The 24249-nt window shown below is 49.5% G+C and carries 20 protein-coding genes and 2 riboswitches; of the genes, 17 read left to right on the top strand and 3 right to left on the bottom strand.

Annotated elements, in window-relative coordinates:
• Window positions 1–114 precede the first annotated feature (114 nt).
• From FO446_RS23605 to FO446_RS23540, 14 genes are all read left to right on the top strand, one after another.
• A complete protein-coding gene (locus FO446_RS23605) occupies window positions 115–1269 on the top strand; it encodes an MFS transporter (protein ID WP_237899260.1) in 1155 nt (384 codons plus the stop codon).
• A 67-nt stretch (window positions 1270–1336) separates the two neighbouring features.
• The gene (yunB, locus tag FO446_RS23600; protein WP_173610030.1) at window positions 1337–2062 is read left to right on the top strand and encodes a sporulation protein YunB; all 726 of its coding nucleotides are present in this window, start codon (window positions 1337–1339) and stop codon (window positions 2060–2062) included.
• A 288-nt stretch (window positions 2063–2350) separates the two neighbouring features.
• Complete coding sequence (locus FO446_RS23595; RefSeq protein WP_237899259.1) at window positions 2351–3346, top strand: ABC transporter substrate-binding protein; 996 nt, start codon at window positions 2351–2353, stop codon at window positions 3344–3346.
• Window positions 3343–5529: an ATP-binding protein gene (locus FO446_RS23590; RefSeq protein ID WP_237899258.1), complete on the top strand. Its 2187-nt coding sequence runs from the start codon at window positions 3343–3345 to the stop codon at window positions 5527–5529. The genes FO446_RS23595 and FO446_RS23590 overlap by 4 nt, the downstream gene beginning before the upstream one ends.
• A gap of 7 nt (window positions 5530–5536) precedes the next feature.
• Window positions 5537–6916 (top strand): sigma-54-dependent transcriptional regulator, encoded by a 1380-nt coding sequence (locus FO446_RS23585; protein ID WP_237899255.1) that lies wholly within the window; start codon window positions 5537–5539, stop codon window positions 6914–6916.
• A 158-nt stretch (window positions 6917–7074) separates the two neighbouring features.
• Window positions 7075–8007, top strand: a complete 933-nt coding sequence (locus FO446_RS23580) for a c-type cytochrome (RefSeq protein WP_237899253.1) — start codon at window positions 7075–7077, stop codon at window positions 8005–8007.
• Between the two features lie 123 nt (window positions 8008–8130).
• On the top strand, window positions 8131–8799 hold the full coding sequence (locus FO446_RS23575) for an HAD family hydrolase (RefSeq protein WP_173610035.1): 669 nt from the start codon (window positions 8131–8133) through the stop codon (window positions 8797–8799).
• Between the two features lie 68 nt (window positions 8800–8867).
• A riboswitch (FMN riboswitch) is annotated at window positions 8868–9015 on the top strand.
• 112 nt (window positions 9016–9127) lie between these two features.
• A riboswitch (FMN riboswitch) is annotated at window positions 9128–9272 on the top strand.
• A gap of 131 nt (window positions 9273–9403) precedes the next feature.
• Window positions 9404–10510 (top strand): bifunctional diaminohydroxyphosphoribosylaminopyrimidine deaminase/5-amino-6-(5-phosphoribosylamino)uracil reductase RibD, encoded by a 1107-nt coding sequence (gene ribD, locus FO446_RS23570; protein ID WP_237899251.1) that lies wholly within the window; start codon window positions 9404–9406, stop codon window positions 10508–10510.
• A 19-nt stretch (window positions 10511–10529) separates the two neighbouring features.
• On the top strand, window positions 10530–11186 hold the full coding sequence (locus tag FO446_RS23565) for a riboflavin synthase (RefSeq protein WP_237899248.1): 657 nt from the start codon (window positions 10530–10532) through the stop codon (window positions 11184–11186).
• Between the two features lie 16 nt (window positions 11187–11202).
• Window positions 11203–12402: a bifunctional 3,4-dihydroxy-2-butanone-4-phosphate synthase/GTP cyclohydrolase II gene (locus FO446_RS23560; RefSeq protein WP_237899246.1), complete on the top strand. Its 1200-nt coding sequence runs from the start codon at window positions 11203–11205 to the stop codon at window positions 12400–12402.
• 16 nt (window positions 12403–12418) lie between these two features.
• A complete protein-coding gene (gene ribE / locus FO446_RS23555) occupies window positions 12419–12883 on the top strand; it encodes a 6,7-dimethyl-8-ribityllumazine synthase (RefSeq protein ID WP_173610039.1) in 465 nt (154 codons plus the stop codon).
• 126 nt (window positions 12884–13009) lie between these two features.
• Window positions 13010–14512: a spore germination protein gene (locus tag FO446_RS23550; protein ID WP_173610040.1), complete on the top strand. Its 1503-nt coding sequence runs from the start codon at window positions 13010–13012 to the stop codon at window positions 14510–14512.
• 4 nt (window positions 14513–14516) lie between these two features.
• Window positions 14517–15605: a GerAB/ArcD/ProY family transporter gene (locus FO446_RS23545; RefSeq protein WP_237899244.1), complete on the top strand. Its 1089-nt coding sequence runs from the start codon at window positions 14517–14519 to the stop codon at window positions 15603–15605.
• A complete protein-coding gene (locus tag FO446_RS23540) occupies window positions 15602–16720 on the top strand; it encodes a Ger(x)C family spore germination protein (protein ID WP_237899241.1) in 1119 nt (372 codons plus the stop codon). The genes FO446_RS23545 and FO446_RS23540 overlap by 4 nt, the downstream gene beginning before the upstream one ends.
• 23 nt (window positions 16721–16743) lie before the next feature.
• Here FO446_RS23540 and FO446_RS23535 read toward each other — a convergent pair whose 3' ends face one another.
• The 3 genes from FO446_RS23535 to FO446_RS23525 all read right to left on the bottom strand — a co-directional run bounded on the left by FO446_RS23535 (window position 16744) and on the right by FO446_RS23525 (window position 20019).
• On the bottom strand, window positions 16744–18273 hold the full coding sequence (locus FO446_RS23535; protein WP_237899240.1) for an aldehyde dehydrogenase family protein: 1530 nt from the start codon (window positions 18271–18273) through the stop codon (window positions 16744–16746).
• A 6-nt stretch (window positions 18274–18279) separates the two neighbouring features.
• Window positions 18280–18906, bottom strand: coding sequence for a TetR/AcrR family transcriptional regulator (locus tag FO446_RS23530; protein WP_173610044.1), 627 nt, complete (start codon window positions 18904–18906; stop codon window positions 18280–18282).
• Between the two features lie 105 nt (window positions 18907–19011).
• Window positions 19012–20019, bottom strand: a complete 1008-nt coding sequence (locus FO446_RS23525; protein ID WP_237899239.1) for a M23 family metallopeptidase — start codon at window positions 20017–20019, stop codon at window positions 19012–19014.
• Window positions 20020–20223: 204 nt separating this feature from the next.
• Here FO446_RS23525 and FO446_RS23520 point away from each other — a divergent pair, with 204 nt between their 5' ends.
• From FO446_RS23520 to FO446_RS23510, 3 genes are all read left to right on the top strand, one after another.
• Complete coding sequence (locus tag FO446_RS23520) at window positions 20224–20775, top strand: DJ-1/PfpI family protein (protein WP_015893041.1); 552 nt, start codon at window positions 20224–20226, stop codon at window positions 20773–20775.
• A gap of 136 nt (window positions 20776–20911) precedes the next feature.
• Window positions 20912–22039: a metallophosphoesterase family protein gene (locus tag FO446_RS23515; RefSeq protein WP_173610046.1), complete on the top strand. Its 1128-nt coding sequence runs from the start codon at window positions 20912–20914 to the stop codon at window positions 22037–22039.
• A complete protein-coding gene (locus FO446_RS23510) occupies window positions 22036–24231 on the top strand; it encodes an ATP-binding protein (RefSeq protein ID WP_221867889.1) in 2196 nt (731 codons plus the stop codon). The genes FO446_RS23515 and FO446_RS23510 overlap by 4 nt, the downstream gene beginning before the upstream one ends.
• Window positions 24232–24249: the final 18 nt, after the last annotated feature.

Below are 24249 nucleotides of genomic sequence, written 5' to 3'. Positions count from 1 at the left end.
TTATTTCAATTTTGAGGAGGCATGCGCATGTCAACTGCCATAATCAGTGTACGCACCCACTAGAGGGGGGCGTTGATTCAAACCACCTGTCATGATCGGGAGGTTTGGATGCAGATGAATATAAAATGGTATTTGTATGTCAATGCGTTGTCATCCTTGGGATCACGCATGAATTTGATCGCGTGTAGCGCGTTGATTTTTACATTTGAACATAGTGCTTATTGGATGACCGCTTTTTTCGTTGCAAGACAGCTAGGGGGGATGCTGTTTAGTCCCCTGGCAGGCATGTTGGCTGATCGAATGGACAGAAGGCGCACTATGATCGCAAGCGACATGGGGGCCGGTCTTGCTATTTTGGCTATCGCTTTTTATCCGACACCGTATGTATTAATCGCTGCGGCCTTTCTCAACGGAATGCTGTATACGCTGTTTCATATTAGCTTTCAGGCATCCTTGCCACAAATATTTGGGAGTGAGCAACTGGTTCAGATCAATGGATTAAAGGTCAGGCTGGAGTCTTTGGTAGGCATCATGGGCTTCATGCTGGGAGGATGGCTGACAGATCACTATGGTTATACCATTGTGATCACTTTGGATGCCGCCAGCTTTCTTTTCTCAGCATGGATTCTGACGGGACTTCGGTGGGAGGAGAAGGGGGACAATGCGCTAGCTACGTCAAAAGCAGCAAGCAGCTTTCGTGTCACCCTTCGTTACTTGCGGGAAACGCCTGTACTATTGACGATTAGCTTGTTAGCCTTTCTCGTATCGCTCAGTACGTCTGCGTATAATTACGGGTTGCCTTTTTTGGCGGATCAATTGCACGGTAGTGACGCTACCCTGCACGGATTGATGTGGACGGCGATGAGTATCGGAGGCTTGATTGGCTCATACGTGGCAGCTCGTTTGCGGGTAAAGCTCGTGAATGGGATGCTCATCGCTTATGCTGTTTTTTCCGTAGGGATTGTAGGGGCATTCGCGGCAAACCATGCTGTGTCTGTGCTTATGCTTCTGGTATTTGCTGGTCTTTTTTCCGGGGCAGCACAGGTATATGAGAGCACACTTTTGCAACAAGCCCAAAACGAGCTGCGCGGCAAGGTGATGGGGGTGCAGGGGCTCTTGAGTCGAAGCGGGTATTTCGCTGGTTTTCTTATGGCTCCATTCTTGGCGGGTGCCTTCACTTTATTCGGAATGCTGGTCTTTGCCCAATTGATGCTTGTCGCAGGGGTGATCGGATTTGGCTTGTATCTTGTTTTTCTTTCAAAAAAATAGAAATCCGGGCTCTCGATACACGTAGTCTTTTTTCCACCTCCTAACCATAGGATGTACCAGTTGGGAGGTGTCGGGATTGGCCGTATTTCGACCCCGTCGGCGTTGGAGAAACCCGCTTTCACGTACGAAAGCGTTTTTGATCGCGTTGGTTATCTTTTTTGTTTTGACGATACAGACCCTTGTGTTTTTGCAAAATCGGTTGGAGCCTACTCTCTTGATCCTGGCGACACAAAAAGCCGAGCAATTGGCGAAAGAAGCGATAACCGATGCCGTAACCAAGCGGATTTCGCAGCAGGGCGTCGACTTTAATCAGATTGTCAAAATCGAGAAGAACAACGAGGGACAGATTCAGGCGTATCAGTTCAACTTCAAGGAATATGCAAGAATCGTGGGTGAAACAACAGCGAGAGTCCAGAACAAGCTCCAAGAGTTCGAGCAAGAAAAAGTAGACCGCACGATTCCGCTTGGTTTGGCTACCGGGAACTCCTTTTTGGCATCAATGGGGCCGAATTTGCCGGTGACTTTCGTGCCCATCGGCTCGGTCAAAACCAAGCTGGAGACAGAGCTGAAGGAAGCAGGCATCAATATGGTGCTGGCGACAGTATATATTTTTGTGGAGGTCGATCTGCGCATCGTGATCCCTTTTGCAACTGAGGAGCAGACGGTCACGACGAAAATCCCGATCACCCACTCCTTGATCATTGGCGATGTACCGACGTATTTGTATAACAACCCGGAAGGCAAGCCGGATGTGCCGCGGATTCCTGGGGAAACACCGGACGGCACTCCGTAATCGCTGAATAGGAAAAAGCGGCAGCGCGTTGCTGTCGCTTTTTTTATAAGGCTTAGGAAAGAAGGAATAGCGTAAGCATGGACTTGAAAAAACTGCGCTAACATATTGCAGTAGCAGAAGAACTGCATTTCAATCACGCTGCGAGCAACTGAATATGACGCAACCACCGTTGACACAACAGGAAAAACATATTATTTAGGGAAGTCCGTATTCATTGACCAAGGTTTGTTAAATATTCACATTCTCTGCCATCATTTGCCGCTATGATGAGAGTTGGATGTGATACCTATGAAAAAACAAAGGAAAATCCTCTTTCTCATCTTGTTAGTGGCAGGAACTTTGCTCGATTGGTCCAGTAGTCAGCAAAAACAGGACGTCGATCTATATACGATAGGAATTGTGATTGCCAATGAGGATCGAAAAGATAAAGTAGCGGGATTGAAGGCGGGATTGCAATCGCTGGGTCTAGGTGAAGGAGTACGTGTTCAGTATGCACCTGTCTATTTGAATGCGGCTCAAACCCTTGAAGAGGAGCGCTCCCTTGTCCAGGACTTGATTTCCAAAAAGCCTGATGTAGTCGTCACGACAGGGGCGCACGAGACCTTTTTGATTCAACAGGAGACAACGACGGTTCCCATTGTTTTTATCGGTGTCGCCTCACTGGTCGAGCTACCGCTTGTTGAGACAGAGGGGACAATTACGTGTGGAATCAGCAATGGCCAAATGGATGTGATTGGGAAAAGGTTGGAGCTGACAACTCGTTTGTTGCCTGATGCCAAGCGGATTCTGATCATTGCCGATTCTCATGCTCCTACGACAGAGCGGGCAATCGTAGAAGCAGGGTCAGCCGCTTCCTTGCTTGGTGTTCGCTTGCAGGTGGAGCAGGTTGCTTCCTCAAGAGATTTGGAGCAATTGCTCAGTAAGCTCTCTCCAGGAGAATACGACGCCATGCTTCCTTTACCTAGCTATGTTCTGGAAGACGCGATTACTGATTGCTTGCCTCTTTTGATCGAGAAGCAATTGTTTGTCATGGGCGCATACCCCGAGCAGGTGAAGGCTGGCTTGTTTGCCGCTTACGGCGTTTCTTTTCATGCACAAGGCATGCAGGCTGCTCATATGGTGGCTCGGGTGTTGGATGGAGTCCCTCCAACCGATCTGTCAATCGAATGGCCGGATGACGTGCGGTTGGTTGTCAATGCTGCTTCCCTGTCCAAGCTGCCTATTACCGTAACCGATCAACAGTGGTCATTGGCGCAAGAATGGTATGGAGTGAAGAACAAATGAAGAGGAGCAGACTACCGCGTATCAATCGACTAAAGACAAAGATGCTCCTGTTTGGGCTTTGCATGTCCATCATCCCTTTTCTGATTCTTGGTTATATCAATTTGCAAACGAGTAAAGATAAGGTTCGAGAAGAGGTAGACAGAGCCAATCAGATCTACGTGGAAAATACATTGGCGCAGTTGGATATGCTTTTTTTACATACGACCCAATCCATGCAGGTGGTTCAGCAGCGTTTTCTCAAAGAGCGCCCTAGCGATGATGATGCTTATTTTTTGTTGAATACGTTATTAAAAACCTCCCCTTACATGGAGGAGGTCGCGCTTTTTCATCAGGATGGAGGGCCGCAGTTTTTGCTGAATCGCTGGAAACACCAAAGAGTGGATATAGTCAGTGAGCAAGACAACAAGCTTCTTCCCACCATCCAGTCGGGAAAACCATACATCGGAAGCATTGTCCGATCAGCGGAAGGGAAGCTGCTGGTAACGGTCGCGATCCCTCACGTATCTGCCAACGGTGTAAAAGGCGGCATGTACGCAAAGCTCAATGTAAAACAGTTGCTCGAACAGGTCACACTGCGAGCTCGATATGAAAACGAGGCCTATTTGTTCGTCACGGATGGGAAAAGCAATAGGTTTGCAGATCCGTTTATGTTGGGTAAGCCTTCTGATGGCTCTTTGACCTATTATGAACAAGCGGTTCCTCCCTCCTGGATACTACCAGATCGAACTGACAAGCCTGTTATCCGTACGTATCAGGCTTCCAATGAAGAGGTCATGGTCAACTATGCCATGCGTTCTTCCGTCACCCATTGGGTCATTATGCTGGAACAGTCAAGCCAAACGGCGTTTGCTGCCTTTTCAAAATTGGAACAATCTCTGCTCTTTACGACCTTATTCATCGCACTTATCGTGTTGGGGATTAGCATTGTGTTTTCTGTCTCATTTAGCCGATTAATGGAAAAGATCGAATCCGCTGTGCAAAAAATCGCAGGTGGCGATTTATCCGTACGAATACCAGTGACGACCTCAGATGAAATTGGCAGGCTGGCAGCGTCCTGCAATGAAATGGCACAGAGTCTGGAGACGAAGACCAATCAGCTTCTGGAAGAAAAGAAACGGCTTGATCTCGTCGTGAGTGGCATGGGGATGGGACTGATTCTCGTAGATGAATGTTTTCGTATTCGCTGGATTAATCAAACAGCGTCGGCGTGGTTTCAGGATACGGCAAATCTCCTGGGGAAAGACTGCCATCAGACGATTGGTCAGCATTTCAGCTCATGCAGTGGTTGCATGCTCCGAACACGACAAATGGTAAACCAAAATCAGACTGACCTTATTTCCTCCAGAGTCGATCAGGATGGACGTGTCCGTTCTTATCGACATCAGGTTTTCCCTCTGCATCCGGAGAAAGAATCGTCGGCTTTTCTGGAGGTCATCGAAGACATCACGGAGAAACGAGAGCTGGAAGCCGCAATCGCACAAGCAGACAAGCTCGCTGCTATTGGACTCTTGGCATCGGGCATCGCCCATGAAATCAATAATCCATTAGGCATTCTGTCGTTGTATGGACAAGACTTGCGGGACCGTCTCGTGGAAGAGGATATTCGAGATTTACAGGACACAGGAGAGCTTACCCAATACTTGGACACGATGGACAAACAAATTAACCGCTGCAAGGAAATCACGACCCGGTTGCTGCACTTTTCGGGAAAATCACCCGTTACCGTAGAACAAGTAGATATTCATCAAGTCCTAACAGACATTCTCATTCTTTTATCCCATGAAATACGTGTCAAACAGGTAACGGTAAACCAGTCTCTGTCGGCCTCTGCTCCGTTTCTTCTCGCTACCCCTGGACAACTTCAGCAGATCTTGCTCAATCTGTTAACCAATGCACTGTACGCGACCCAGGAGCGGGGAAATATTGAGATAGCAACTGATTCTCCATCGAATGATCGGCTCCGTCTGTATATCAAAGATGATGGATGCGGTATACCTGCAGCAGATTTGCCGCATGTTTTGGAGCCTTTTTATACAACCAAGCCTCCTGGAAAAGGGACTGGTCTCGGGTTATCGGTCTGCTATGGGATTGTGACGAATTTAGGCGGAGAAATCGAGATCGAAAGTACGCCAAACATAGGCACGACTGTTACGGTCATCCTGCCGTCGGCAAAGGGGGAATGAACAAAAGATGCACACTGACACTCGGATACTCATTGTTGATGACGAAGCAGATTTCCGCCATCTATTAACCAGTCGATTAAAGAGAAAGGGATATACCACGCTGGAAGCACCTGACGGAATCAGCGCCCAGCAGCTAGTAACCAGCGAAACGATTCATGTGATTCTGCTTGATTTGAAAATGCCCGGGATGGACGGTCTCGCCTTTCTGCAATGGTGCAAGGAAGCCTCTCCTGCCATTCAAATCATTGTTGTAACGGGACACGGAACCATCGAAACAGCTATCGAAGCGATGAAACGCGGCGCTTATGATTATTTGACAAAACCATACAACCTCAATGAATTGGAGGTATTGATTTCCAAGGCCATAGAAAAACAGCAGTTGACCGAGGAAAACCAACAGTTGAGAGAAGCGCTGTCGACAAATGGGAAAACGACGTTTCAAATCGTTGCGGAAAGCCCGAAGCTAAAAGAGGTCTTAGCAACTGCCAAGCGAGTAGCCAGTACGGATTTTCTCGTTCTTTTGAAAGGGGAAAGTGGGACAGGGAAGGATGTCATCGCGAGACTCATCTATGAATGTAGTGAGCGAGCAGCAGAGGCATTTGTACCGATCAATTTGGGAGCGATACCAGAAACGATGCTGGAAAGTGAACTGTTCGGACACGAAAAGGGAGCTTTTACAGGCGCAACTGCCCAAAAAAAGGGACTGGTAGAGATTGCTCACCTGGGGACGCTTTTTTTGGATGAAGTAGGGGATTTGCCTTTTCCTTTGCAGGTCAAGCTGCTCCGTTTTCTGGAAACCGGCGAATTTCGCCGAATAGGGAGCCCGATTTTGCACAAGGTGGATGTTCGGATCATCGCTGCTACCAATGCCGATCTGGAGAAGAAAGTGGAAGAAGGAACGTTTCGGTCCGATCTCTATTTCCGGCTGCATGTCATGGATATAACGATTCCACCCCTCGCCCAGAGAAGAGAGGACATTTTGCCATTGTCGGCTTTCTTTTTGAATCGACTGAAGCGTAAGTATCCAGTCAAACCCCTTTCTGTGAAAGCCCAGGCAGCGCTTTTGGCCTACTCATTTCCGGGGAATGTCCGGGAGTTGGCTCATATGATCGAACGCGCTGTCGTTTTGGCAAAAGGAGAGGAGATTGAGGACAAGGATCTCTTTCCTTATGAACAGCCAGTGCATCACAACCCGTCAGATCGAAAGCTCCTTTTCTCTGCAGAATCGGGGGAGGAAGAGGCGTTTTTACTGAAACACGTAGAGCGAGAACATATCAAGCATGTGCTGGACGTTCTGCAATGGAACAAGACCAAGACAGCTGAGAAGCTGGGGATCAGCGTGCGTAATCTGTACCGAAAAATCGAAGAGTACGAGCTGCGACCGTGACATTTTGTCGCGTACTGACCATGACATTTTGGCATGGTCTTTTCTTTTTCTTGCTGTTTGGAAGCGCCAAGTCGTTCGTTTTCCTGCTTCTTTGGTTTGGCACGCCTCTTGCTACTCTCATGGTGTGAGTGCACGATCAACATGGAGGAGTGAGACCTATGTTCAAAAAAGAGAAGACAGGCTGGAAGAAGCTGTCTGTGGTTGTAGTGGCGATGCTGGTCTTTGCAGGCTGCGCTACACAGCAGACCGCTCAACCCACCTCAACACCGAATGAGGCCAAAGATAAAACAGCGAGTGGGGCAACGGGAGCAATCAATTTAGATTCCTACACCCCGCCTAGTATGGACAAGGTGCCAGAAGGGCCATTGGGAGAATCGATTAAGTATGGACATAAGTTAATGAATGAAACGAGCACAGTGATCCCTGAATACACAGGGAATAAGCTTTCCTGCTCCAGCTGTCACGGTAATGCAGGAATGGATGCGACCTCCCCATTAACGGGTGTCACCGCAGTCTATCCCCAGTACATTCCAAGGTCTGGAAAAGTGATTACTATTGAAGATCGGATCAATGGTTGCTTTCAACGAAGCATGAACGGAAAGCCATTGCCTTACAACAGCGACGAAATGAGAGCGATGGTTGCCTATCTGACATATATCTCAACAGATGTACCAGTAGGAATTAAAGAGCGCCCGTGGATAGAGAAAAATGATATGAAGACCGTACCTCAACCGAATGTGGCAAATGGAGAAGCCCTCTTCCAAAAATCGTGTTTACAATGTCATGCTGCTGATGGTTCAGGTACAGGTCCAAACTCTGGCCCAGCACTATGGGGGGATAACTCCTTCAATATTGGTGCAGGCATGGCTCGAATTTCCAAAGCGGCTGGCTACATTCAGCGTAATATGCCTTTAGGGGAAATGGGTGGCATCAAGCAAGGCTCGTTAACCGATCAAGAAGCAGCGGACCTAGCTGCCTATATTTTGTCCAAGCCACGTCCGGACTTTGCCAAAAAGGCACAAGACTGGCCAGCCGGAGGAGTTCCAAAGGATGTGCCGTATGAAGTAGATAGCGCCAAGAAGAAGCAATAGGAACTCAATATCGAACCCCAAAAAGGGGGCTGTCCCAAAAGTTATAAAATGACGGAGGGATAGTCCTTTTTTTGATAAAATGGAAGGATCATTCACGACTATTGTCAAAAATGGAGGCACAAAATGAGCAGAACCTTTCAAAAAGGCATTATTTTCGATATGGACAACACCTTGTTGCAATCCAGGATCGATTTTACCGAGATGAAGCGGGCCATTTTTCAGCTATGGGTGGACAATGGGATTGTTTCCCCAACATTTGAATGGGAAAAGCATACCGCATCACAGCTCATTGAGATCGGGCGAAAAGCGGAGCAGATGACGTCAGAGTTGGAGCAAGCGATGTGGGATGCAGTAACCACGATCGAGAAGGAAGGGATGCATGGTGCCGTTCTGGAGCAACACGCGGTAGAAGTGCTGGAGGAGTTGAAGAACCGCTACCAGTTGTATATCCTGACCAACAACGCGTATGCTGCTGCAATGGAGGCTTTGAACGAGACGGGAATCGCCTCCTACTTCGCTGAAATCGTCGCCCGCGAGCAGATGACGACATTGAAGCCATCTCCCTCTGGCGTTCACTATATTCGCAGCCGAAAGCCAGATTGGCCTGTTTCGGCCTGGACGATGATCGGAGATTCGTGGATCGATGGCAAGGCGGCCTGTGATGGACAAGTTGCTTTTATTGCCTATCAAGGGAATGAGTTGGACATGGAGCGAAATGGTGTTGTGCCAAGAGCGTACATCAATGATTTGAAAGAACTCCTGACGGTCCTCGAAATGTGCGAGCAAGAGTAAAAGTGCACTTCTCCAATAAATGATTACAGACAATAGCGAAAAATATGCTATACTTTGCCTAACTGAATACCAGCCTTCAGGGTAGGGTGAAATTCCCGACCGGCGGTAATGACGAACGCACGTCTGAGCCCGCGACTCGCTATCGAAGCAGTTGATAGCGACTGACTTGGTGCAAATCCAAGGCCGACGGTACAGTCCGGATGGGAGAAGGTATTTGGAACGGCCTGTTTCGCTGTTTTTTTCAAAAAACGGTAGAAGCGAGGCTTCTTTCTGAACGCCCTGAGCATAATATTCATGGGCGTTTTTATTTTTCATAAAACTTCATAGCGACAATCTTCAGGGCAAGGTGAAATTCCTGACCGGCGGTAATGGCGTACGTACGTCTGAGCCCGCGACTCGCTGACCACGCTTGCAGCGACTGATCTGGTGAAAGTCCAGAGCCGACGGTACAGTCCGGATGGAAGAAGATTTTTTGCTTTCTTCATTTGTTTTTTCAAAAACAGATGAGATAAGGCTTCTTTCCCTATGCCCTGAAACGTTGTGAGGTTTCAAGGGCTTTTTGCGTTGTGCTTGGCTGGAATGATGGAACAGAAAGGAGTGCGGTATGGAACAGGACAGCAAGTACATGGATCTGGCGCTGGAGCTGGCACGATCGGCACGAGGCCAAACCAGCCCGAATCCCATGGTCGGAGCTGTGATTGTGAAAGAGGGAACCATCGTGGGAATGGGAGCGCATCTGCGGGCAGGAGAGCCCCATGCTGAGGTGCACGCACTGCGGATGGCTGGGGAAAAAGCGCAAGGTGCGACCGTATATGTGACGCTGGAGCCTTGCAGTCACTATGGGAAAACACCGCCGTGTGCAGAAGCGTTGATCGCAGCTGATGTACGTCGTGTGGTTGTAGCTACGCTCGATCCGAATCCATTGGTGGCGGGACGAGGCATCGAGATGCTGCGGGCAGCAGGAGTAGAAGTGGCTGTGGGCGTGAGAGAAGAGGAAGCGAAGGCGCTCAATGAAGTCTTTTTCCATTACATCCAAACCAGACGTCCATTTGTGACGGTAAAGACGGCCAGTACATTGGACGGAAAAATTGCTTCGGTCACGGGACACAGTCGGTGGATTACTGGTGCAGAGGCTCGGGCAGAGGTGCATGAACTTCGCAGGCAGCATGATGCAATCCTGGTTGGAGTTGGGACGATTCTCGCTGATGACCCACTGTTGACGGCTCGCAAGGGAGAGCAGCGTTTTGGGAGCCAGCCAGTTCGCGTGATTTTGGACAGCCAATTACGTACGCCGCTGGATGCCCGTGTCGTTCAGAATACAGATGCGAAGACATGGATCTTTACGACAGATGCAGCCCCAAGGGAAAAGCATGAACTGCTTGCGGCAAGAGGAGTTAAGGTCATCACAACGGCAGGGCCAATTCGCGTGGAAAAGGTGCTAGATACGTTGGGGGAGCTGGGGATTACCTCGTTGCTTGTGGAAGGCGGACAGGAAGTAAACGGCTCCTTTTTGCAGGCGAGAGCGATTCAGAAGGTCGTGAGCCATATCGCGCTAAAGCTGATCGGAGGAAGCGGTGCGCCCTCGCCGTTCGGTGGTCAAGGCTTTGCAACGATGGGAGAAGCAGTGCAGCTGACAAATGTCATGATCACTCCGATTGGGAAAGGCGATGTACAGATTAGCGGGTACCCACAATGGGAGGATCAGACGTAGCAGGTGAGGAGGAGAGAGCATGTTCACGGGACTGGTCGAAGAAGTGGGCGTGATGGAATCGATTCAAGGGAACGAACAGGCGAGCCGACTGGTCATCCGCGCACAGCAGGTACTTGAAGGGGTGAAGCTCGGCGACAGTATCTCGGTCAATGGCATTTGCCTTACGGTTACTTCTTATACCAATCGTCAGTTTTGCGTCGATGTGATGCCAGAGACAATGAATAAGACGAGCTTGCGCAAATTACGCAGTGGACAGCGAGTGAATTTGGAAAGGGCGATGCGGCTGGGGGATCGATTCGGCGGGCATATCGTCTCCGGACATGTAGACGGGACCGGAATAGTTGCTTCACGAGAGGTGAATGCGAATGCAGTTGTGTTCCGGATTGAGGCCAAACCGCAGCTGTTGAAGTACGTCATTGCCCGTGGATCGATTTGCATAGATGGCATCAGTCTCACCGTGGTGGACGTAAGCGATAGCGGTTTTACGGTTTCGATCATTCCGCATACGCTGGCGAATACGAGTCTTGCAGACAGACGACCTGGGGACTTGGTGAATCTCGAAACGGATGTCATCGGCAAATATGTGGAGCGCTTGTTAGGTTATCAAAACCATGGCGGTACAGAAAAATCTGGCGGGCTCAGTCTAGCCTTTTTGCAGGAAAATGGCTTCGCGTGAGTAGGAGGGAGTAAGCATGTTTCATCGCATAGAAGAAGCATTGGAAGATTTGCGTCAGGGCAAGGCAGTCATCGTGGTAGATGATGAGGATCGGGAAAATGAAGGAGATTTTGTCTGCATGGCCGAAGCGGCTACGCCTGAAATGATCAACTTCATGGTCACGCATGGCAGGGGACTCGTGTGCGTGCCGGTGACAGAAGAGCACGCAACTCGCTTGCAGCTGGCTCCGATGGTGAATGCCAATACAGACAAGCAAGGAACGGCTTTTACCGTGTCTATCGATGAAGGGAGCACACACACAGGGATATCCGCTCACGAGCGCTCTCAAACGGTCTTGGCGATGCTCAATGAGCAGAAGACCGCAGAAGATTTCCGCAGACCGGGACATATTTTTCCGTTAATCGCGAAGTCTGGCGGTGTATTGCGCAGAGCGGGTCACACGGAGGCGGCAGTTGATTTGGCTCGCTTGGCGGGGGGCATTCCAGCGGGAGTCATTTGCGAAATTATGAACGAGGATGGCTCCATGGCACGTCTGCCGGAATTGGTAGAGATTGCACGCCGCTTTGAGTTCAAGCTGATTACGATTGCAGACCTGATAGCGTATCGGATGCGGACGGAATCCATGGTGAAAAAGGAAATCGAAGTGCAGCTTCCGACCGCCTACGGTGATTTTCGAATAGCGGCCTATACGAACGAGCTGGATGGCAAAGAGCATGTGGCTCTCATTAAGGGAGAGATCGGACCGGATGAGCCCATTCTCGTTCGCGTGCACTCGGAGTGCTTGACAGGCGATATTTTCGGGTCATACCGCTGCGACTGCGGTCCACAGCTGCACGCTGCATTGGAACAGATCGAAGCGAACGGACGCGGCATTTTATTGTACATGCGCCAGGAGGGCAGAGGCATTGGCTTGATTAATAAGCTCCGTGCCTACAAGCTGCAGGAGGAAGGCTTGGATACGGTTGAGGCCAATGAAAAGCTAGGATTCGCCGCTGATCTGCGAGATTACGGTATTGGTGCGCAAATTTTGCGGGATTTAGGTGTGCAACGCATGCGGCTTTTGACCAATAACCCACGAAAAATCCGTGGGCTTACTGGCTACGGTTTGACAGTAGAAGAACGGGTGCCGATTCAAATGCCGGAGCATCTGCACAATAAACAGTACCTGACAACAAAACAAGAGAAGCTGGGCCACCTGCTTCATCTGCACAGATAAGGAGAGGGAATAAGCGATGAGAACATTCGAAGGACATTTGGTTGGAACAGGTTTGCGTGTAGGGATTGTGGCAGGACGTTTTAATGAATTGATCGTAAGCAAGCTGGTCGGAGGGGCCCTTGATGCCTTGAAGCGTCATGGCGTAGAAGAGGAGCAGGTAGACGTGGCATGGGTTCCGGGGGCATTTGAAATTCCGTTGATCGCCAAAAAAATGGCGGAATCCGGTCGCTATGATGCAGTTGTTACATTGGGAGCTGTCATTCGTGGCTCCACTCCACACTTCGATTATGTCTGCAATGAGACCGCAAAAGGAGTCGCGTCCCTATCTTTATCCACTGGGGTACCCGTTATTTTTGGTGTTTTGACGACAGACAATATCGAGCAAGCCATCGAGCGAGCAGGAACCAAAGCAGGCAACAAAGGCTGGGAAGCCGCAACGGCAGCGATCGAAATGGCTAACTTATCTAAGCAGTTCGCCTAATCATTTCATATGGGTAGCGAGATAGTTCAACGGGGGCTTTGGCTCCCGTTTTCTATTTTTTTGGATAAAATCACCACGGGTAGGTCAAAGTAAGAAAGATTTTCCTGAAAAAAAGGGGGATCTAACGTGAAGCCGACTGATTGGTGGAGAGCGCAGGTAGAGGCCATACAAACAAAGCGGCGCATCAGTTCGGTACAAGCGCGGCGAAGCGAACAAATTACACCTGAAATGGTAAAACAGTGCATGCAAAACGTGGATGACCTCAGCAGCTTGTCATTGAAGATGAATGACGAAGAGGTACACGTTTTTTTTCTCGATACGCTGGTGGATGTGTCCCAGATTTATGAGAATGTCTTTCTTCCGTTGCAGCGTTCCGACGGGAAAGACCCGATGCAGGTGCTCCCTTTCTCACAGGAATGTCTTCTTGACGATATGGAGACGTTGATGAGTAACTTGCTACGCGGTCATACCATCTTGTTTTTCCTGGAAAGGGATCTCATTCTGCATGTGAATACATTTCAGGTCGCGCATCGTTCCATTACGAAATCCGAGACGGAGGCGACCGTCCTTGGACCGCAAGATTCCTTTGTTGAAATGCTGGAGATCAATTTGTCCTTGCTTCGGAGAAGAATGGCTACGCCTCATCTGAAAGTATCGAGCTACTCGATTGGCACCGAGGCGCACAACAAGGTAGCTGTGATTTATCTGGACAACATCGCGAGCGCAGAAAATGTGGAGCGCGTGAAAAAACGGCTCGACAATGTCATTTACCCTGGATTTGTCGGGATGCCTGTCTTAAAGCAAATGCTGGAGGACAAGCCGTACTCTCCGTTCCCGCAATTTGGCTTGACGGGTCGGCCTGACAATGCAACAGCAGCCTTATTGGACGGCAGAATCGTGATCATGCTGAATGGCAGTCCGGATGCTGCTATCTGTCCGACTTCCTTTCTGGAGATGTTTAGCAGCCCCGAAGACTTTTACAATCGATGGTCAACGGCGAGCTTGCTGCGGATGATTCGCTTTTTCGGTTTATTTATCACCATCATGCTTACCTCCAGCTATGTCTCTGTCTTGACGTATCATCCGGAAATGCTTCCACCCGCTTTGCTGACGATTTTGTCTGAATCGCGCAGTCGGGTGCCTTTTCCGCCAGTGATCGAGGTGCTCATTATTGAGCTCGTCATCGAGATTTTGAGAGAAGCAGGGATACGCATGCCGACTAAAATCGGTCAAACAATCGGTATCGTTGGCGGTATCGTGATCGGGACAGCCTCCGTACAAGCAGGGTTAGCCAGTAATATCCTGATCGTCCTTGTTTCTGTATCAGCGCTGCTTTCTTTTGTGCCACCCAATTTTTTGATGAGTAATGCGATTCGGCTCGTTCGCTATGGTTTTATCTTGATGGCAGGCGTATTGGGCATGTACGGCCAGATGCTGGCACTGTCGTTTTTATTCGCGCATTTGCTCAATCTGACTTCGCTCGGGACTCCGTACATGACCCCGGGAGTTCCGCGTCAATGGACCGATTTGATGAATAGTCTCGTACGTGCGCCATTGAGGTTTATCGTCAATCGAAACCGCATGTCCCGGGCAAAGCAAAAGCATGTCCGGCCAGTTGGGGAGGACTAGGGAGATGGATAGAGGGAGAATTCACAGCCTGAATCCGATCCTGGTAATCGGATTGATTATGAATACGATGGTGGGGGTCAATTTACTTGGACTGGCTCATTCTGCCAGCAAACTAGGCTACAATCTGTGGTGGTCTCCGATTTTGTTGGGATGCATCGTCAGCTTAACGTTAATTCCGATGATGGCCTTGTGCCGTCGCTATCCAGAGGATAATCTGTTTCGGATTCACGAAAAGCTGTTGGGAAAATGGCTGGGACGCTGTTTCAATATCTTGATTATCGTCTACGCCATTCTGAATGTATCTACCGCCAATGAAGGATATGTCAGGCTGGTGCAAACCTCCATGCTGAGCAATCAGACAGCCACATTGCCGTTGCTCGGATTGACTTTGACGATGGTCTACATTACAAATGGCGGCATCAAATTAATCGCGCGTTTTTGCCTGCTAACCTTCTTTTTTACCGGCTGGATGGTTTTTCTTTTGCAGTACGGATTTCAAAAGGGAGGATTCACACATATTTTTCCTCTATTTAATACAGATTGGCGCAGTATAGCCGAAACCGTGCACAATTCTTACGCGAGTATGCTTGGGTATGAATTGGTTCTGTTTTTCTACCCGTATATCCAAGAGAAGAACAAGGCACACAAGCATGTGCTGATTGGGGTATGGATCGTGGTTTTGTTGTATGTCATGGTCTTGCTCACAAGCATAGCTTATTTTTCCGAATGGCAAATGGAAAATCTCATTTATCCCATTTTGAATTTGTTTAAGGCTGTAGAGCTGTCTTTTTTGGAGCGGATCGAAAATCTCGGGATTGGTCTCTGGGTCTTCCTCATTCTCAGCACGAGTACGGGATATTTGTGGGTTGCGCGTACAGGGCTTGAAGAAATGGCAGAAAAGACTCGGCTGTGGCATCTGCTTTTACCGACCATCATTTCGTTTTTATTCATTGTGGGGCCATTATCTGTAGAAAAACAACGCTACATTTATGACAAGGTGACTGTTTACATAGCCTATGGATTGATCTTATGGCCTATTTTTTTGTTATTGCTTCATTCCTTGAAGTTCGGTAGAGGAGAGCGGGTATCATGAAGAGGGCAAGCTGGTTCATTGTTACGGTTATCCTCTTACTCAGCCTTTGCGGGTGCGGACGCGAACTCGAACGGCCAGCACTGGAAGACATGGCCATGATTGGGGTTATGGGCTTCGATTATGTAGATCGTGAAAAAATAGATGTCACCGTATCGGTACCGGTTCCCTCCAAAAATAAGGAATCCACGCAGGTTTACTCGACTTTTGCTTCGATGACGAGCGAGGCGATGCTGAATCTCGCGACAAAAGCAGAGAGGAGCATGTCTCTCTCTCAATTGCGTGTGATTTTGTTCAGTGAAGAATACGCCCGCAAAGTAGGGATCGGAAAAGTCATCCTTGATCTCTACCGCAATCCGATTGTAGGAGAAAATGTATACATTGCCGTCGTACAAGGAAAAGCGAAAGATGTTATCAAAAAAACCTATAACCACAGGCCGGAAATCAACACGTATTTGAACAGCTTGCTTCGTCCGCGAGTGGAAACGGCCTTTTCGTCATTTGCGACCATTCACGATTTTGTTTTTATGATGACCAGCAACACGATGGACCCCAATCTTCCTTATCTCATTCAAAGTGACGGAGAGATTCAGATCACCAAGGCTGCACTTTTTCGAGTGGACAGGATGATCGGAATGTACTCACAGCGAGAGGGGAAGCTGGTTCAGGGGTTTCTGGGAAGAGAACGCTTGCCACGTATGAGCTTCGAGTTCCAGCACGAGACGAAAACAGGTAAAAAACAAAGGGAAAAGGTCGTCTTCGATTTTGTGCGGGCAAAAACGAAAGTAAGAAGCGAAGGCAGCCTGAAAAAGCCTGTCATCCACATCGATCTTAAAGTAAGAGGAATGCTGGTAGGCTATTCAGGCAACAAGGATTTGGAGAAGCGGACTCAATTTCGGACCTTGATTCAAGAGCTTGAGAAACGGATCAAAAAGGAAAGCATGGAGATGTTGGTGCGTTTTCAAAAGCAAGGGGTTGACCCGGCGCAGCTAGAGGAGAGCATTCGCCAAAAATATTATGGCAAATGGACACGCGAAACGGGTCTCGCCCTATATAAAAAAGCGAAATTTAATGTCAGAGTTCATGTGGATATCGTTGGTTTTGGGACACTGAAATAAGGAGCAGCAGCCTACTGGTGTGGTTAGAACAGACGCCTGAATTCGCGCCAGATCGCACCCAAAGTCCGGCGATTTACATTTTGGAGCTTGCCGTATAACAGGTTCGTCAAACCGATGAAGGTGAGCTCTTGATCTTTCGTATACGGATACCAGTTGAACTCACGTTTGCGTTTGCCCGGATCATGGATGACAGAGATGCTGTGCGTAAAGGCTTGCAGTCCTGAAGGTCCACGATAACGGCCAATACCGCTCTGTTTGACCCCGCCAAAAGGAAGATGGGGATTGGCGTAGCTGATAATGACGTCGTTGATGCACACATTGCCGCTGTCGAGCTGACGAGCTACGCGATCCGCTTTTGTTTTATCGGCTGACCATACGGAGGCATTCAGTCCGTACGGTGAGCTATTAGCCAGGCGGACAGCCTCCTCTTCGGTGGAAAAAGTCATGATGGGCAGCACTGGACCAAAGGTCTCTTCCCGCATGATTTTCATTTCAGTCGTCACGTTTGTGAGAATGGTCGGCGCGATATACATGCTGTCAGAGGAAGGAAGTCCTCCGGTGACTGAAGTCGCGCCCGCAGCCAGCGCTTCGCTCACATGCTCACGGACAATGCCGATTTGTTGGGAAGACGTCATCGAACCGACCTCGGCCTCATTCGGATAGCTTTGGCGCAATGCTTTTGTTTTTTCAGTGACTAGCTTGAGAAACTCAGGATATACCTTTTCATGGACAAAAAGACGTTCAACAGACATACACACCTGTCCAGAGTTCGTAAAAGCCCCCCACACCGCGCCATTTGCTGCCCGTTCCAAATGAGCGTCTTCAAATACGATCATCGGGTCCTTCCCGCCCAGCTCCAATTCAACAGGGATCAAATGCTCCGAAGCTGCCGCCATAATTTTTTTGCCTGTCGCAACAGAGCCTGTGAAAAATATTTTATCTGGGCGCGCAGCTACCAGCGCCTGTCCAGCTTCGCGTCCCCCATGCAGGACGGTTACGACTCCAACTGGCATAGAAACAGCGGAAAAAACCTCTTCCATGAGCAGTCCGGTAGAGGCAGTCACCTCGGAAGGTTTTAAAATAACGGTATTGCCTGCTACCAGCGCAGATAATACGGGAATAATGGCAAGCTGAAACGGATAATTCCACGGAGAAATGACCGCGACGACACCCATCGGCTTGTAGTGGATATACGATTTCTTCGGCCATAATACGATAGAGGTTGGTACTGGCTGATCGGCCAGCATCTGATAGGCATGTTTTTCATAAAAGCGGATCGTGTCGACAGTGACGAAAATTTCGGTCATGTACGCTTCCAATGTAACTTTTCCGGTAGCCTCACTAATTTTTCGGGCGATTTCTTCGCCGTGATCGACTAAATAGTGCCGCAACCGTGTCAAATAGTCCAGACGCTCGGCCAACGATGTCGTGGACCAAGCTGGAAAGGCAAGACGCGCACGTACCATCGCGTCTTCTACTTGTTCTGGAGTCGCTTCCTGTAAAGCGCCAAGCAGCTCTCCAGTGGCGGGATTTTGCATGGACAGGACTGCCATCCTAATTCACCTCGATTCAGGAGATAAAGATTCAGAAGAGAAGAGTGTATCCATCAAATGGGCAAAGGCCTGTTCAAAATGAGCAATCGCTTCTTCCGGCTTCTGCAAGTCATCGAGCAAAAATTGAAAAAGGAATCCGTCGATTGCAGAGTAGATGAGTGAGATTGCGGAGTTTTCGTCAATGGTCAACGGTGATTGTTCTTCGCGCTGCAACCGTACGAGCATACGAGAGATGAGCTGATGCAGACGGGTTCGAATGATTTTTACCTGTTCACCAAAGGCGGGAACGTACATGGCCTGTACCTGCAAGTCATACCAGAGCCGATGCAGATTTCGATCCTCTTGTAGACTACGGCACAGGACACGGGCTAGAGCTGCTGACCATTTTCCAGATGGAGCTGCGAGCACTTCGCGTTCCAACTCCTCCATAAAACGTCCCTTGTAGCTAGAGATTACAGCGAGCAAAAGCTCTTCTTTGCTTGCAAAGTAATAATGCAGAATGCCAAGTGAGACGCCAGATTCCTTGGCAATGTCGCGCAAGGAAACATGAGCATACCCTTTTTCAGCCAAACAAGCAGTCGCTTGCTCAATCAAAAATGCCCGTTTTGCTTCGGCTTTTTTTGGGGTAGTCACTTTCTCACCTCGTTTTTGGACGACTGTCCAGTTTTTCTGTTTTTATTGTATTTTTACGGATGATGTCTGTCAATGAGAAGAGCTGCCCATAAAAAAGAAGCGGCTTCATTGCCGCTTCTTTTGTCGCTCCCAGCGTCGTAAATACGGATAAGGATCAAATGACCAATCCGCGCCACCTGTTTCTCTGTACATCCCGTAGTGCAGATGGGGAGGGAATTTTCCTGAAGTACCAGGCTTCCCATAACCAGAACTGCCGACATATCCGATCACTTCACCCGGTTCCACGATGTCACCCGGCTTCAAACCCTTTTTAAACGAGGACAGATGTGCGAAGTAATGATACACATTGCCCATGTCACGCATGCCGATCCTCCATCCGCCATACCTGTTCCAGCCGAGTACCTCAATGACTCCGTATGCTGTGCTGAGTACGGGAGTGCCGTGACTGGCAAAAATATCGGTCCCCTCGTGGATGCGACGTCCACCCCAGCCGCGTGGCGCTCCCCATGTACTGCGGTAGCTGTATTCGTATCTCGTGGGGATAGGAAAATGCCGCTCTTCTAGGGCCAGGTGCTGGTACTTTGCATACACCTGCGCGAACTGCCTGATCGTCTTCACGGACCGATCCCGCTGGTAGTAAGACCAGAGACCAATTTGCCAATCTTCATCGGAGAAGCCGTATTGAGATAGGTAATGAATGAAAGTAGTGAGTGCATCGAGATCGTTGTGCCGATCCGCTAGCCCATCGCCGTCGCCATCCATCCCGACCCCTTGAAAAAATTGAATGGATACCGGATTCGTATCTTCTGCATCGGGGTTGAACGCACCTGCCCAACGATCGCCTGGAATGTCCACGGCTGTTAGCCGCGAGACGTTTTCTTGCTCCTGCTTCTTCTTGCGTATTTTCATGGTTCGCTCGTATTGATCAACGGCTGCCAAATAATTCCACGGGATGCCGTACATCGATTCCAAGCGGAAAAAGAGTTGCAAGCGTTCTTGAAGAACCGGGTCTTGTCCTTTGGCGGACGGAGCGATTCCGGCGGCGGATTCTAGTGGCGAAATAGCTGCAACCACGCACAAGCTGATCTGAATGATTAGGCGGAAAACTCGCATGCCGTCTCCCTCCAGCTTCTAGTCTTTTGTTGTAGTTTCTGCCAGTTGGAGTGGATTATCCAAGATACTTTTGGAAGAGCTTTTGGTTGTTATCGAGAAGTTTTGTAAATTTGCGGTAAAAAGAGGCAGGAGCACACCATATCGTCAAAGAATTGAAATCAGGAGGAGTGTATTCCTTAAAAATCGTCATGAGGAGGCTGTGTGATGAGCAAAAAAGTGTTGATTGTAACAGGCGACGCTGTAGAGGCACTGGAGGTTTTCTATCCGTATTACCGCTGCTTGGAAGAAGGGTATGAAACGGTCATTGCAGCACCCAGCGTGAAAACCCTGCACACCGTTTGCCATGATTTCGAAGCACACAGTGAGACGTACACTGAAAAGCCAGCTTATCAGCTTCCCGCCCATGTTGCATTCTCAGACATTAACCCTGAGGCGTTTGACGCCTTGATTATCCCGGGGGGACGAGCACCTGAGCATATCAGGCTCAATGAGCATTTGAAGCCGATTGTGGCGCACTTTTTCGAGACGAACAAGCCAGTCGCAGCCATCTGCCACGGCTCCCAAGTATTGACCATCGTTCGCGAGCACTTAGCCGGTCGTGAAATCACAGCTTACCAGGCTTGCAGACCCGACGTAGAAGCGTGCGGAGCGATCTACCAAACGGAAACGCTCCATGTCGATGGCAATCTTGTTTCCGGACATGCATGGCCAGACCTTCCAGGCTTCATGCGTGAATTCCTCCATTTGCTCAAGTAAACAACCAGTCCTCCAAACTTCCGTCATTGCTGGCGGAAGTTTTTTCGTTCTGACAGATGCTTTTCATCCAGCCTTTTCCTCTGTATCATAAAGGGAAAGTATGTTCGTCTGTTTTATGTGAGGAGTGGAATTGATTGTGCTGTCATTTATCCATACAGCGGATGTCCATCTGGATGCGCCGCTTCAAATGTTGGGGGAGCGTTACGAACTGCGTCAGGATGATTTTCGTCAAACGATGAAAAGAATCCGTGACCTCGTTCGCGAAAAGGAAGCAGACTTCTGGCTCATAGCCGGAGATTTGCTGGAATACCACGGAGGAAGACGATCCACTGCGATGTTTTTACGCGATCTTTTTTCCAGCATCGCACCAATCCCTGTCGTGATCGCACCTGGCAATCACGATCCGTGGCGAGCGGATTCGTTTTATCAAACATTGGAATGGCCGGGGAACGTCTACTGGTTTACACCCGAGTGGGGCGTGTATGAATTTCCCGAAAAGTCATGCGTGATCTACGGCTGGGGCTTCGGACAGCCACATGTGTATGAGTCGCCACTCGATACGTTTCCAGGCAAATTGGGAGGGTATGCCCATCATCTGATGGTTTTGCATGCCAGTGTGCTTTCCAATTCAGGAAATGAAGAGCATCATCCGTATGCGCCTGTCACCTTGCAGCAGCTCGTACAGACGGGCATGGACTATGTTGCGATGGGACACATCCACAAGCCGGAACAATTCATGCATCCTGTCAAAAAACAACCGCTTGCCGCTTATCCAGGCTCTCCGGAAGGGCTGACGAGCAAGGAAGCGGGAGAACGACATGTTTTGTATGGAGAACTGGATCATGACGGCAGATTGCAGCTCACGGCGATTCCTGTCCAGTCACGCAAAATTCAAAAGCTGGAAATCAAAGCGAATGGAGTCGAAACGACTGAGCAGCTCATTGATCGGATGGAGGAGCAACTCGCAGAGGAAAAGGATTCCGCTATCATGCACATCACGCTGACAGGGGAACGCGCAGCCCATTTTCAGCCTCCCTTGTCTGTCCTTCAACAGCGATTTTCACGTTTTTTTGTGCTGCAGCTGACAGACCGGACCTGGCCTGATGTAGATGAGGACAAGCTGATCGCAGATGGTGGCGTCTGGGGGAGATGGCTTTCCAAGCTGGCAGAGGCGGAGGCCCGTGCGCAAAATGAGGACGAACGAGAAATCGTCAGGTTAGCGAAGCAAGAGGCTTTGGCTCGGATTGGAGGAACCATTCGATGAAAATGGAGGAGCTAGTGCTAAGGGGCTTCGGAAAATGGCAGGATGCTACCTTCCGTTTTGCTCCAGGCATCAATCTGTTTTATGCCCCGAATGAGTCAGGAAAATCAACCATCCTTCATGGGATATTCGCTGCCTTGTATGGGATGAAGCGCGATTACGTCAAATCGTCGCGATACTTGCCCGAATATGAAAAGTACCGTCCGTGGCAGAGTGGCTCGTATGAAACGATCATTACATACAAATTAGCGGGCAGAACCTATCGTCTGCACCGTCAATTGACGAAGGAACGAGAGGAGGCGCGCCTCTTTTTGGACCCGGAATGGACGGAGCTGACTGATCTTTATTTGGAAGACAGGCGCAAGGAAAGGAATTTTATTGAAAAGCATACGGGCCTTACACGCAGTCTATTTACGGATTTGACGTGGATCAGGAGAGAACCGCTTCAAGCGGCTGAGCATTTGATTCCGACCTTTACGACTGCGGAAGAAGCCAATCCGGCTGTCCAACAAATTTTGGCGGAGCTGGATCGAGAGATTGCCCTCATCGGCAAAAAAGAACGGGCCGAAAATACACTTTTGGGAAAAGCCGCTACGAAGGTGGCGCAAAAAGAGCAGGAGAAGGAAAACGCAAAGGCAGCTTGGCGAACGATCAGCCAACTGACGCTACAAATAGCGGAAGCCACAGAAGAATGCCAGCAATTGGAACTGCGCCGCGAACGATTGCAGCAGCGTCTGGATCGCTCAACTGGACAAGCAAAAGCGTTGCAGGAACGATGGCAACGAAGCCATGCTCCCGTCAGTCAACAAGACTGGTCGTGGTGGGAGCAAACAGCTCGTTCAGAGGACGAGTTGGCCATTCATGAAGAGGCAAGACGAGCTCTCACTCAGGTAAACATGCAGACGGTAACTGTACACCAGGGGGATGACCAGCTCATTCCCTTACAACACGATTATGAAAAAGGAACACAATTGCTCAGACAGCGAGAAGCATTGCATATTCGTTTGGCGACATTGGCTGTATCCGCCCTTTCTTCAAGTCCGCGAAGATCAGCATCACGCAGCACCCGACAAGGCAATCAGGCAAAAAGGAAGCGCGGGGCTGCCCTTATGTGGGGCGGCGCAGGGATATTGTCTGTTCTCGGGTTAATCGGCTTCGTGAGTGGACATCCCATTCTGGGAGGAATTTCTGCGACTGCCGCTTTGTTGCTGTTCGGCTTTGGGGTTTTCTTGTTGCGAGTAGGCGCAAGTACGGGCGGAGCCAAACAGACAGAAGATCATGATGCGGTACAGGAAAGTCAAAGGATACAAGAAGAGATCGCCTCCATCGATGCTGAAATCGCCATACTCGTTCAGAGATGGGGGGCGAGTAATTGGGATACATTTTTGGAAAGACGGGAAGAGCTACTGAAAAGCACAAGCAAACAACAATCTGAGCATCTTCTATCGGAAATGGAGAAAACGAAGCGGGAGGCTGATCTGTCTGCAATCTGGGGTGAGGGACTTCGGAACTTGCTGGATCAGGAAAAAACCGCGCTTGAGACCGAGCAAGGAAAATTACGCATCGAGATAGTGGAGATTGAGGAGAGACTACAGGAGCTGCGAGAACACATGGCCAGAGGACATGGGGAGATGGCGGTTCATGAGAGCCTGTCATTAGCTCGCGCGACAGATGAGCTTGAGGAAGCGCAGGCAGCACTTCGTCAGCTGCAAAATAAGCGAGATGCTCTTCAGCTGGCACGGGAAATGTTGCAGGAGGCAGTAGGGGAATGGCAACGAGATAGCACACCCGCTGTGAATCAGCAGGCTTCGGAGATCATCGGGCATATTACAGGGGGAGCGTATCGGGATGTCAGACTCGATCCGCGTGACGGATTTGCCGTTCGTTTGCTAGATCCGACCAACCAAATGGTGCTCGAACAGGCTCAATGTTCCACTGGGACCGCCGATCAGCTATACCTTGCCCAGCGCTTGGCATTGGTGCATCATGCCAAGCAGTCGGAGCCATTGCCGCTCTTTTTCGATGATCATTTTGTCCATTATGATGAAGAGCGTCTGCATCGAACGCTTGACTATATCGCGATGCTGGCACAAGAACATCAAGTGTTTCTTTTCACCTGTCATGAGCGAGAGCTGCGCATACTTGGGCCATTGCTTCATAAAGGGAACCGCCATGCCGTGCATCGGATCGGGTAATTGTTTCCGGGGGAGGAA

It is taken from the genome of Brevibacillus brevis, from assembly GCF_022026395.1.
Classification (GTDB): domain Bacteria; phylum Bacillota; class Bacilli; order Brevibacillales; family Brevibacillaceae; genus Brevibacillus.
This window is presented reverse-complemented; position numbering and strand designations above follow the sequence as displayed.

Excerpts from the sequence above, each read along its gene's own strand:
- FO446_RS23560 (WP_237899246.1), top strand. The coding sequence starts at position 11,203 with ATGTTTCATCGCATAGAAGAAGCATTGGAAGATTTGCGTCAGGGCAAG.
- FO446_RS23575 (WP_173610035.1), top strand. The coding sequence starts at position 8,131 with ATGAGCAGAACCTTTCAAAAAGGCATTATTTTCGATATGGACAACACC.
- FO446_RS23565 (WP_237899248.1), top strand. The coding sequence starts at position 10,530 with ATGTTCACGGGACTGGTCGAAGAAGTGGGCGTGATGGAATCGATTCAA.
- FO446_RS23520 (WP_015893041.1), top strand. The coding sequence starts at position 20,224 with ATGAGCAAAAAAGTGTTGATTGTAACAGGCGACGCTGTAGAGGCACTG.
- FO446_RS23585 (WP_237899255.1), top strand. The coding sequence starts at position 5,537 with ATGCACACTGACACTCGGATACTCATTGTTGATGACGAAGCAGATTTC.
- FO446_RS23545 (WP_237899244.1), top strand. The coding sequence starts at position 14,517 with ATGGATAGAGGGAGAATTCACAGCCTGAATCCGATCCTGGTAATCGGA.
- FO446_RS23525 (WP_237899239.1), bottom strand. The coding sequence starts at position 20,019 with ATGCGAGTTTTCCGCCTAATCATTCAGATCAGCTTGTGCGTGGTTGCA.
- ribE (WP_173610039.1), top strand. The coding sequence starts at position 12,419 with ATGAGAACATTCGAAGGACATTTGGTTGGAACAGGTTTGCGTGTAGGG.
- FO446_RS23540 (WP_237899241.1), top strand. The coding sequence starts at position 15,602 with ATGAAGAGGGCAAGCTGGTTCATTGTTACGGTTATCCTCTTACTCAGC.
- ribD (WP_237899251.1), top strand. The coding sequence starts at position 9,404 with ATGGAACAGGACAGCAAGTACATGGATCTGGCGCTGGAGCTGGCACGA.
- FO446_RS23535 (WP_237899240.1), bottom strand. The coding sequence starts at position 18,273 with ATGGCAGTCCTGTCCATGCAAAATCCCGCCACTGGAGAGCTGCTTGGC.
- FO446_RS23590 (WP_237899258.1), top strand. The coding sequence starts at position 3,343 with ATGAAGAGGAGCAGACTACCGCGTATCAATCGACTAAAGACAAAGATG.
- FO446_RS23580 (WP_237899253.1), top strand. The coding sequence starts at position 7,075 with ATGTTCAAAAAAGAGAAGACAGGCTGGAAGAAGCTGTCTGTGGTTGTA.
- FO446_RS23605 (WP_237899260.1), top strand. The coding sequence starts at position 115 with ATGAATATAAAATGGTATTTGTATGTCAATGCGTTGTCATCCTTGGGA.
- FO446_RS23595 (WP_237899259.1), top strand. The coding sequence starts at position 2,351 with ATGAAAAAACAAAGGAAAATCCTCTTTCTCATCTTGTTAGTGGCAGGA.
- FO446_RS23510 (WP_221867889.1), top strand. The coding sequence starts at position 22,036 with ATGAAAATGGAGGAGCTAGTGCTAAGGGGCTTCGGAAAATGGCAGGAT.